Raw genomic sequence first — 11,267 nt, 5'->3', positions numbered from 1 at the left:
TTCGCTATCGTTTATAAAAAAAAGATCAACGATTATTAAACCCATTCTTTGGTATTAATAATCGTTGACCGAAATAGTAAAAGGTTTAGCCTTTTTGCTAAGCTGAATTTCTACTTGCGTTAATATTGCCGTACAACGACCTGGTAACGATTTTTTCGTATTCTTTTTTATAAGTAGTCTTCTGCCCTATTTTCTGTAAGGCATATTGTTGTATTGCCAATAACGGGAGTACGATACTTTCACGAATTTTAATGGATTCTCGAGAAACAGCTTCATTTTCCATTAATACTTTGCTTCCGGAAATTAAAAGCAACATCTCTTTTGAAAGCATATATTCTTCATGTAGAATGTTCCAGAACGCACCGTATTCCTTATCCTGTTGCATATAACTTGTCAATTCAAAATAGCATTTTGATAATGACATCATACTATTGAGCATCAAAGCCTTGAAAAAGGGCACCTCTTTGTACAGTTTTTTAAGTTCACGAATTCTGCCCGCATCCTTAAATGTTTTTATAGCCGTACCAATACCGAAGTATCCGGGAACGTTTTGTTTTAACTGGCTCCATGAGCCTACAAAAGATATGGCCCTAAGGTCGGTAAGTTCCAATTTCTTTTTATTTCCACGTTTACCTGGTCGACTACCGATATTCGCTTTTTGGTAATATTTCAGGGTGCTCCTGTTTTCGAGATAGGAAATAAACTTTTCATGATTTTTCAGCGCATCGTATTTCTCAAAACTTAAATCGGAAAGTTCTTCGATAAGTTTGCGATCTTGTTTGGAGATAACGTTCTCCTTCCCAAAGAGATTATTCGAAAGTCCAGCCGTCAATAATTGCTCACTGTTGTGAATGAATTGCTCTTTCGTACCGTAGGTACTGGTAATAGTCTGCCCCTGTATCGTTAGTTGTATCTCATTATTGGAAATATTCTTGGTCTGTGCCGCGTAAAAACGATGTGTTTTTCCACCACCACGAGCCGGTGGACCACCACGGCCATCGAAGAAAATCGCCTTGATACCATTTTTGTCACTAACTTTCGATAAGGTTTCCTTAGTTTTAAGAATAGACCAATTGGCTTTGAGATAGCCACCATCTTTGGTACCGTCAGAAAAGCCGAGCATAATGGTCTGGTTATTATTCCGGCTTTCAAGATGTTGCCTATATTCCGGTAAATCAAACAGGGTCTGCATGGTCTCTTCTGCCGCTTCCATACCCTTCATTGTTTCAAAAAGTGGAACGATGTCAAAAGAAATTTCTTTACCGGCCCAACCACACCATCTAAATAGTCCATAAACAAAAAGTATGGCAAAGATATCTTCAGAATTGCTAATGATATAACGGTTGCAGCCTTCTTCACCATTGGTTTCTTGAATACGCTTAAGTTGCGAAATGTTCTTTATCGTATCTTTTACAATATCTTCTTCATAATCCTTGGGATCCAATTCGATATTTTTATGAATAAGAATATCCATCAATTCCTTTTCAGAAAGCTCTTCTATAGCCTCGGTTATGTAGTCATTCTTCTTTAAGACAGCTTCGACCACCTTTTTGTGCATACTATTATCTTGTCTTATATCTAAAGTGGCGAAATGCGTTTTAAATATTTTCACCTTGTCGATAAAATAATCCAACTCTTTTAGATACAGGCTATGATATTTTTCCATAAGTAGGGTTCTAATCTCTAAAAGCGGTTCAATAATGGAATTAAAAGTGACCGTTTTCTTAGTGTCGAACATTGCCGTATACAAATTCCCACGCAGCTTTTTAAGCGGTTCTTGAACATCTTTAAATGTTAGTTTTCTCTGAAGCTGTTTTAGGTCATTGTAGTAACATTTCATCAAGTTTACGCGGAGTTCATCGGCCACATCTTTAGTAATGTCAGCAGTCACGAACGGGTTACCATCACGATCACCCCCAGGCCAAAAACCAAGTTTGACGATATTGTAATTTTCAAAATTTTCCTTGTGAATATTTTCCTTGATATAGGCATACAGATCGCCGACCGCATCATAATATACATGGCGTAAAATATAAATGATATTTTTGGCCTCATCTAAAGGTGTCGGCTTTTTAGCATTGATTAGCGAAGTCAGCCCCAATTGCTGAAGTGTGATATCGATATCATCAATTCGGTCTTCAAGAATAAGCGATCTCAAATCGGATATGATATCTAAAACAGCAGGGGTATAGAATTGAGTGGGATGGGCAGTAAGTACGATACGTGCGCTGAAAGTAGAAAGTTTTTTAGAAACCTTGTCCCAACTTTTATTCTTGTCTACCAATTCAAAATAATCTTTTATCGATAACGACCTTCTATGTTGTTGCAATTTGGGAAAAGCAGCATCTTCGACACTATCGTACAATACTACTTGGCGCTCGACATACTGAATTATTCGAAACATGAAATCGATACGTTCTTCCTCAGATTCGATATTGGCATAATTCTGAAAAAAAGCTTCCAAAATCTCTTGCGGATTCTGACCCGAACGAAACCCCTGTTTGCATTGGTCCAACAGCAAGGGAATCAACATTCCGACATTTTCGATATTCCGATACGGAAGATTTAAAAACAAACTGTTGTAAACATTGAACTTATTGTTAACCGATTTCTTAAACTCGCTTAATCTTTCTAACTGCTGCATATAATATTATAAGACGGATTGAAAAACATACGTTCGAACGTACATCAACTAACCTTCGATTGAATGTTTAAATATCGGTATAAATACCCTGTTGCTCGAAGATTTTTAACGCAAATAACAAATTTATCTTGCTACATGACAAAAACAACACGATACACAACAAAAATTTCAATTTACTCTATTGAAATTATACTTTTAACTTGTTAAATAAAACGAAGTAATTTTTTCATTTTCATATAGTGTTCTCGTGAAGGAGCCTTATCATAAAAGATAAGGCTCTTTTTAGTTTGGCCTGTTTTTCACAATAAATCAATTGAACTAAACTAATTTATGGGCTTTCGCTTAATTCAAAAGAGAGTTTGTTGTTCTTTTGAAACGTACTAAAAGAAATCTTGATACTGTAAGACTCTGAAATCTAAAGTATTAAACTCAGGATTCTTGATTTTCATTTGTTTATACATTTCTAGACTACCTACTGCCCTATTGGCCGCCCCCGATGGAGCGGTCAGGGAAACGGTTTTGACTATTCGGGCAGGTTTTATCTTTGATATCTCATCATTACCTGAAGGAAGCATAAACTCATGAATTCGCGGAACTACATCTGAAACAACCTCAAGCCTTAATCCAGATTCTTTTAAATGTTTCCTAAAGAAATATTCTGGACCATTTTTACTATTCCCACCTGTAAACAAAAGTGTATCGACATTGGGGTAATCTTGTAGAAAACCCAATATATTGCGCAATTTGATATTTTGCATTCCCAAATCGGAAGCATCTATTTTATCCCTTTGCGCACTGGAAACAATATCACAAATACCGATTTTACGCTGCATTAAGAATGCCTTTCGCTGCGCTACAGCAAAGTCTGAAGCCTCATACTTTAAATTTAAATCAAAAATTTTATCCAAAATAGGCCATAACTGACCATCGCGGCTTCCGTAACAAAAATCAACATCACCGTCTTTTAAGTCTCCTGTAGTAAAACGTGGCGGGGGCAAGGTGCCTACAATCAGCTTCGTGGCAGATTCAAAAAGGAAAGGGGCATACGGATGGGTATGTAAAAACATTTTTTTCGTTACGAATTAAAGCGCCAATTATTGCAATTTTACCTGCGACTCAGCCCCGACCCTTATTTCAAAAAGCACAGCATTCATTTAACCTTTCGATGGTTTGTCACACAAACAAAAAAAGAATTCTGTATTATTTGAGCACCAACACCAAATCGTCGCTATTGACCAACGATCCACCATTTAATTGAATTCTGTCGACCACACCTTCTTCCGTTGCCGTTACCGAAGTCTCCATTTTCATGGCCTCGATGACGAATAATGGTTGATTTCGCTTTACCTCTTCTCCTTTTTTCACCAATACGTTGGATAGCAAGCCTTGTAAGGGCGCACCAATCTGTTTTGGATCCGACGCATCGGCCTTGACATTTTCTACTTTGTCCACCTTAACCGCAGTGTCTTTTACGATTACATTACGCAACTGCCCATTCACCTTGAAAAAGATGCTAACGTTGCCAGCCTCATCGGGCTCACCCCTCAGCATTAATGAAATCAAAACATTCTTGCCCCGATCTAATTCTACCATAATTTCCTCTCCTATTTCCATACCATAGAAGAAATTTTTAGTCGGTATGTTCATCACATTGCCATACTTCACATGATTGTTGTAGGCATCGGTAAACACTTTCGGATAGAGTTTATAAGACAAAAAGTCGGTCATCTCTAGTTCTCGGCCCATACCTTTATTGAACTTTCGTTTAAATGCCTTGAATTCCTTATCGAAATCGATGGGTTCCATTTGGGCATTTGGCCTGCTGGTATATGGTTTTTCATCTTTAAGAATAATCTTCTGCAATTTCTTTGGAAAACCTCCAACAGGTTGCCCTAAATCACCTCTAAAAAAGCTCTTGACAGATTCTGGAAAAGAAATATCGTCACCTTTCTCCTCAACATCCTTTACACTGAGATTGTTGCTGATCATATATTGCGCCATGTCACCGACGACCTTTGAACTCGGGGTCACTTTTACAATATCACCGAACAACTTATTTACCTCACCGTACATTTTGGTTACCTCAGGGAATTTATCCTCCAAGCCCAAGGCAATGGCCTGACCCTTCAAATTGGAATATTGGCCACCCGGTATTTCATGATTATACACTTCGCCAGTACCCGATTTGAGTCCGGACTCGAAAGTATAATAGTAGTTACGAACCGTTTCCCAATAGTTTGAATATTCGGCTAGCTTTTGGGTATTGATCGGATTTTCTCTTTCATGAAACCGCAACATTTCTACTACGGAATTAAAGTTGGGCTGCGAAGTGAGCCCAGACAGGCCTCCCAAAGCGACATCGATGACATCGACACCCGCCTCTACCGCTTTTAAATACGTAGCAGATTGAATTGAAGATGTATCGTGGGTATGCAAATGAATAGGAATGTTGATTTCCGATTTCAGTGCTGTAATCAACTCATAAGCTGCATTGGGCTTCAAAAGCCCGGCCATATCCTTTACCCCTAAAATATGGGCTCCGGCATTCTCGATATCCTTGGCAAGTTGCAGGTAGTACTTGAGATTGTATTTGGTTTTCGAGGCATCTAAGATATCTCCCGTGTAACATATGGAACCTTCGGCCAAGCCACCTGTTTTTGTACGTACATATTCGATACATGGCGCTATGGATTCCATCCAATTCAATGAATCGAATATTCGAAAAACATCGACCCCGGTTTCCCAGGCCTGTTCCACAAATTTTTCGATAAGATTATCAGGATACGCGGTATACCCTACCCCATTTGAACCACGAATCAACATTTGCAACAGTACATTGGGCATAGCCCTGCGTAGCAATGCCAAACGCTCCCAAGGGTTTTCCTGTAAAAACCGTAGACAAACATCAAAGGTAGCGCCGCCCCAGACCTCCATACTGAAAATTTCAGGATGGTTCTTGGCATAGCCTTCCGCCACCTTCATCATATCGGCCGTACGCATTCGTGTTGCCAAAAGGCTTTGGTGCGCATCGCGCATCGTAGTATCGGTATATTGTATTTTGTTCTCATTTTTAAGCCACTGCGAAAATCCTTCCGGACCTAGTTCAGTAAGCAAATCTTTAGTTCCTTTTGGATACTCTTCCGTCTTCGGAAAAGTAGGGACTAAAGGTTTTGAAAAAACGTGGTTCCGGTCGTATTTCTTTACATCGGGATTTCCATTTACAATGGTCTCCCCCAAATATTGCACTAATTTATTGGCACGGTTGCGTGGCTCGGTAATTTTGAAAAGATCTGGTTCGTTCTTTATAAAGTTCACCGTTACTTTTCCTTCCCTAAAGGTCGGATGCTTCAAGATATTATCTAAAAAGGCCATATTGGTGTTCACACCCCGTATGCGGAACTCCGCCAAAGCCCGGCGCATTTTCCGGCAAGACCCGTCCAAAGTTCGACTGATTGCCGAAACCTTTACCAGCATCGAATCAAAAAATGGCGAAATACTTACCCCTTGATAGATACTACCGGCATCTAATCTAATTCCCAGACCCGAAGCACTTCTATAGGTCGTAACTACCCCGTAATCTGGTTTAAAATCGTTCCCCGGATCTTCCGTAGTGATTCGGCATTGCAGGGCATAACCCGTAACATGAATCGCATCTTGATCTTGTATTTTTATTTGTTGATCGGATAGCTTATATCCCCCGGCAATAAAAATCTGTGCTTTTACCAAATCGATATTGGTAATCATCTCGGTAACAGTATGCTCTACCTGAATTCGAGGGTTAACCTCGATAAAATAGATACTGCCGTCATCATCGACCAAAAACTCTACCGTACCTATGTTATTATAATTAACGGCCTTACAGATATCAATAGCGTACTTATACAGACTGTCTTTTGTCTCTTGCGGAAGCCCTACCGATGGCGCAAACTCAATTACCTTTTGATAGCGTCGTTGTACCGAGCAATCGCGTTCATATAAGTGAACAATGTTGCCATGGTTATCGGCAACAATCTGTATTTCGATATGTTTAGGGTTCTCAACGAATTTTTCAAGGAATACCGTATCGTCGCCAAACGCATTCAATGATTCACGACGTGCCTCAGGAAAAGATTTTCGCAATTCGTCTTTGGTACGAATTACCCGCATCCCACGACCTCCACCGCCTGAAGCAGCCTTTAACATTATAGGATAACCGATTTTTTCGGCTTCGGACAAGGCGATATCAATAGTGTCAAGGTCTTTATCGCTACTGAGAATAATCGGTACCTTATTGGCAACCGCTACTTGCTTAGCCGTAATCTTATCCCCTAGTGCTTTTAATACGGAAACCTTCGGGCCGATAAAAATTATGCCGTTATCAGCGCATTTTTGGGCAAAAGTTGCATTTTCGGAAAGAAACCCGTAACCGGGATGAATCGCATCAACATCATTGTCTTTGGCCACTTTAATGATAGTGTCCATATCCAAATACGGACGCAATGGCTCAGTATCTTCACCAATCTGATATGATTCGTCGGCCTTGTAGCGATGCAATGAATAGCGATCTTCATAGGTGTAGACACCCACCGTTTTTATACCTATTTCGACACATGCCCTAAAGATACGAATGGCAATTTCTCCCCTATTCGCTACTAAAACCTTTTTAATTTCCATAAAGTTCTTCTAATTAATGAACTACCGCGCCGATAACAGGCCAGTGTGCAATGTCACAAAACTACTGTTTTTGACCAAGTATAACAATACGAGAACTTTATAAAGTTGAGAGAATTTGTTACAATACAGCAGAAAAATAACGGTACAAAAATATTGAAGCCGCTAATTTGATTATTACAATAAAAATTGCTACATTTTGAATAACTAATAAAGCAATTTCACATTGGGAAAAGGAGATAAAAAATCGAGAAGGGGTAAAATAGCGAATAAGTCGTATGGTGCCAGAAGACCGGGAAAAATTAAGAAAAGACCAACTGTCGAGGAAAAAATAAGTATTGCAAAGAAGAAATAGAGAATTAATCCTCTAAAATGCGGAATTTCAGTCCCGCTTCACTCGAAACGGTATCTATTTGAAAGGTATATAACCGTAGCATTACCGAATCGATCTCAAAATTACCGACGGCTTCTTCAAACTCTAAAGAATCGGCTTTCACACGGAGAAATTCAGGTAAATCGCTACTATCATACTTTTGATAGGGAGTTGCCTCTTTTTGAGCTACCTCGCCGTATTCTATCTCATCAATAAAAATTTCACTTAAGTCGATAGCGCTGTTATTGCGCACCCTTATTTGGGTTCCGGAAAGATTGTCATCATAATCGGTACAACCGACAACTACGATACAACTAATAAAGGCAAGCACTAAAAACTTTTTCATAGCAATTTTTAGATAGCAATTCATCTATCTAATAAACGCTGTCTTTTGCATTATATTTTATCGAACGAAAACTGGTTGGTTTTCTTTTAAGGTATGTGCTTGACTAAACCCATATCCATCAGCATTGAAACCTCTAATATCGTCCAGCGTTTTTGCATTGGAATCAAGTATATATCGCACCATGGATCCCCTGGCTTTTTTAGCAAAAAAACTAATAACTTTTAGTTTGTCATTTTTCCAATCCTTAAATATAGGCGTAATCACGGGCACTTTGAGTTGTTTTTCATCGACCGCACCAAAATATTCATTACTCGCCAGGTTCACGAAGAGTTCACCATCTTGCAATTCTGCGTTCAGATGCGCCGTAAGTTCTTTTTTCCAAAATTCGTAAAGGTTCTTTTTTCGCCCAATTTTTAATTGGGTACCCATTTCCAAACGGTAGGGCTGTATAAGATCAAGCGGCTTTAGTACACCGTACAATCCAGATAATATGCGCAGGGTATCTTGTAGCTGACCCAGTTTTTCTTTAGAAATAGTATAAGCGTCAAGACCTTGATAGACATCACCATTAAAGGCATAGACAGCGGGCCGTGCATTGTCGGGCGTAAATGGCACAGAAAAATTTTGATTGCGCTCCCAATTCAATTCAGCAAGGTTATCGGAGATACCCATCAATTTAGACAATGCCTTGGGCTTTTTCTTCTCAAGAATTTTGTTCAACTTTTCAGCTTGGTCCAAAAAAGCGGGTTCGGTATATTTGGCAGTAGGCAATTTGCTCTCAAAATCAAGCGATTTTGCTGGGGATATTACAATCTTCATCTTCTAAATTTTGCTTAAAAATAGGAAAGAATTTTAAGTTGAACCCTAGAACCAAAAAGAGATTCGCAATGCCCTTATCGAAAAAATTTATAGAATGGCTGCACCCCTATTTTTTGAACACAAAAATTGAAGCTGAACAGAGTTTAAGTATCTGTGCTAGTTATATTACTTGATGTTCATCGGCTGGTAAGCCATTAACTCGAACGTTTTATTGTTAACGGAAGCAATAACATCGCTATCTGTCTCTATCGTTATAATTTTATCGTTTTCAAGTTGCGCCACAAATCCACATTCCTTTTTTAAAACCAATTCCGACGTTCCATCTTGATCTATATCTAACGATTGACCATAGCCACCAGCCGTTTTTTTCCCAACGTATAGTGTTCCTTCAACTTCTCCCAACAGCGATGAAAACCCATTTTCAGTCAACAGAAAACTCTTTTTAACTTCAACTGCATTAGGAGCGTCCATTGATTTTGGATATACAAAGACTATCGTTTGTTCGTCATTTGATCGGAATTTTACGGGTAACAAAGAACCGTAAGTACTCTCTATGGCATCTCCATCTTGACTAACATCCATACTTTTGTTCAGTCCGATAAAATTTTGTGTATCGCCACTTTGAGTATATCCAGTGCTGGCAATTTCGCTGTTTATTTGAGTTTGTAAAGGTCGCCCATCATTAGTCAATAAAGGTACGGTCAAACCAAACGGCGTATTTTGGGTGGTAGAGAGATAGGTCATTACTCCATCGGGTGTGACGACAAACCTTTGTTCAAATTGAGGCCCTCCGCGGCCTGTAATGCTTGCATATGTAATTTTAAATTTCACCAATAAAGGGTGTACAAATTCAGTTGTCACCGTACCTTGATAGTGCGTTGCCATATCGGCAATTCGAACCCATTTGCCGTCTTGCTCCCATGTGGGGCCAAATGTCAAACCTGTTTGTGGAAATATCGCATCGGCCGGATTACCAAGACCCTTACTATTGAGAACAGGGTCATCCGAAACATTAATTCTTTTTCCATCTGAAGGACCGAGGCGATCGTCCCATCCCATTTTTGAAAAACGTACTCCTCCCAAAGGTGTCCAAAACTCATCATATTTAGGCACGGAAGCCCCACGTAGATTTATAAAGACCTGCATTCCCCCCGCATTGGCAGTAAAAGTTGAAAATCGATTTCCCGTCTGTATGGCGTAGCCCCCGATTTCAGTTGGTGCAGGTACTTCTTTGATTTCGGAGTCATGGGTCAAAAAAGCCTCGGCAAGGTGAAACATCATGGCCCCACTATAATTGCCCCATTGGCTTGCGGGCTGATAACCCGTTCGTTTTTTTAAATCAAAATGGTTTTTGGCGATTGAATATGATCCACTCCAAGGCGAATTAAAACGTTTCCACCGACCAATACTTTGGAATGCCAGTAAGGCCGATCTTCGGTACTGTCCGGCTAGTTCTGTCTGATTTAATCTTAGGGCATCTTCGGCCAGCACTTCAAAAATAAGTTGATAGAGAATGTCATTGAATACGTGATTATCGGTTCTTCCGTTAGGTGGGCATTGGCCTGCCGGACTCATTAATAGCATCGATGTCGCCCCTCCCCTGCGAACAATCTTCTTTAGATGCTCAGCAGAAGGGCCATCATACGCCAATGCCATGGAAGTTAAATTGCCCCGCCCGACGGCTTCAACAGCCAATGATTGGGGGTCACTGCTCCAATCTTCGTATAAATTCCATTTGGTAACTCCGATACGCTGGTACTGCCCATAATTCTTCCAATTATCCTCTATAAAACCCACGGTCTTCTGCTTGTCAATAAAACCATGTTTAGCGCGTACCCACTCCCCTTTCATTGCATAGGTCCGCCAGTTGTTCAAATGGCTGCTCATGCCATCCCAAATACTATCTAATGGTGTAGCTATCATTTCTACCCATTGCTGGTATTTCTTTTTTGGGATATGGTCTTTATACAGCTCCATAGCTTCGGCCAGGGCCGCAATATAAAATTCTCCATGTCGATCTGGGATGCTATCATTGCCATTGAAAAAGTCGGTTAAGGCCTTTTCCATGGCAAGAACCCCCGATGACAACATTTCAGGAGCATAACCGGAATCTACAAGCGCTGCTACAGCAAACGCATAATAGGGTGTGGAATATTGGTGTTCACGATGCAAAAAGGGATCAATAATAGCACCACTCCCTTCCTGAAACCGATAGGCCACATCGACCATTCCCTTTACTGCCTCCAAATAAGCTTCTTTGGGAGTTTCTAACGGTTTCCAATCAGGAGAGGTCAAATGATATTTTATTTCAGGAAGACTTTCCGGTAAGTCTTGGGCCCAAGTAACGTTGCACCAAAAAATAATTAAAATACCACCCCTGAATACCCAAAAAATAAATTTCGCCATTGACTTGACAGCTTTAGAATTGATTTCAA

At 39.9% G+C, this 11,267-nt stretch carries 7 protein-coding genes; 1 reads left to right on the top strand and 6 read right to left on the bottom strand.

Translation table 11 applies throughout. From position 1 onward, the window contains the following. Positions 1 to 97: 97 nt before the first annotated feature. The 3 genes from BLS33_RS21965 to BLS33_RS21955 form a co-directional block, all read right to left on the bottom strand. Positions 98 to 2,644 (bottom strand): phosphoenolpyruvate carboxylase, encoded by a 2,547-nt coding sequence (locus BLS33_RS21965; protein WP_089895020.1) that lies wholly within the window; start codon positions 2,642 to 2,644, stop codon positions 98 to 100. 380 nt (positions 2,645 to 3,024) lie between these two features. Further along, complete coding sequence (locus tag BLS33_RS21960; RefSeq protein WP_089895018.1) at positions 3,025 to 3,711, bottom strand: uracil-DNA glycosylase family protein; 687 nt, start codon at positions 3,709 to 3,711, stop codon at positions 3,025 to 3,027. A 133-nt stretch (positions 3,712 to 3,844) separates the two neighbouring features. Then, the gene (locus tag BLS33_RS21955) at positions 3,845 to 7,297 is read right to left on the bottom strand and encodes a pyruvate carboxylase (protein WP_089895016.1); all 3,453 of its coding nucleotides are present in this window, start codon (positions 7,295 to 7,297) and stop codon (positions 3,845 to 3,847) included. 223 nt (positions 7,298 to 7,520) lie between these two features. Here BLS33_RS21955 and BLS33_RS21950 point away from each other — a divergent pair, with 223 nt between their 5' ends. Beyond that, positions 7,521 to 7,649, top strand: a complete 129-nt coding sequence (locus tag BLS33_RS21950; protein ID WP_089895014.1) for a 30S ribosomal protein THX — start codon at positions 7,521 to 7,523, stop codon at positions 7,647 to 7,649. A gap of 4 nt (positions 7,650 to 7,653) precedes the next feature. On the opposite strand, the gene BLS33_RS21945 is transcribed toward BLS33_RS21950, so the two are convergent. The 3 genes from BLS33_RS21945 to BLS33_RS21935 all read right to left on the bottom strand — a co-directional run bounded on the left by BLS33_RS21945 (position 7,654) and on the right by BLS33_RS21935 (position 11,238). After that, a complete protein-coding gene (locus tag BLS33_RS21945) occupies positions 7,654 to 8,013 on the bottom strand; it encodes a hypothetical protein (RefSeq protein WP_143017671.1) in 360 nt (119 codons plus the stop codon). Between the two features lie 57 nt (positions 8,014 to 8,070). Beyond that, positions 8,071 to 8,832: a peroxide stress protein YaaA gene (yaaA, locus tag BLS33_RS21940; RefSeq protein ID WP_089895009.1), complete on the bottom strand. Its 762-nt coding sequence runs from the start codon at positions 8,830 to 8,832 to the stop codon at positions 8,071 to 8,073. Between the two features lie 165 nt (positions 8,833 to 8,997). Beyond that, positions 8,998 to 11,238 (bottom strand): hypothetical protein, encoded by a 2,241-nt coding sequence (locus BLS33_RS21935; protein ID WP_089895007.1) that lies wholly within the window; start codon positions 11,236 to 11,238, stop codon positions 8,998 to 9,000. Positions 11,239 to 11,267: the final 29 nt, after the last annotated feature.

Source organism: Kriegella aquimaris, from assembly GCF_900103215.1.
GTDB lineage: Bacteria > Bacteroidota > Bacteroidia > Flavobacteriales > Flavobacteriaceae > Kriegella > Kriegella aquimaris.
The sequence above is the reverse complement of the archived record's forward strand: the minus strand, read 5'-3'. Positions and strand labels throughout refer to the sequence as shown.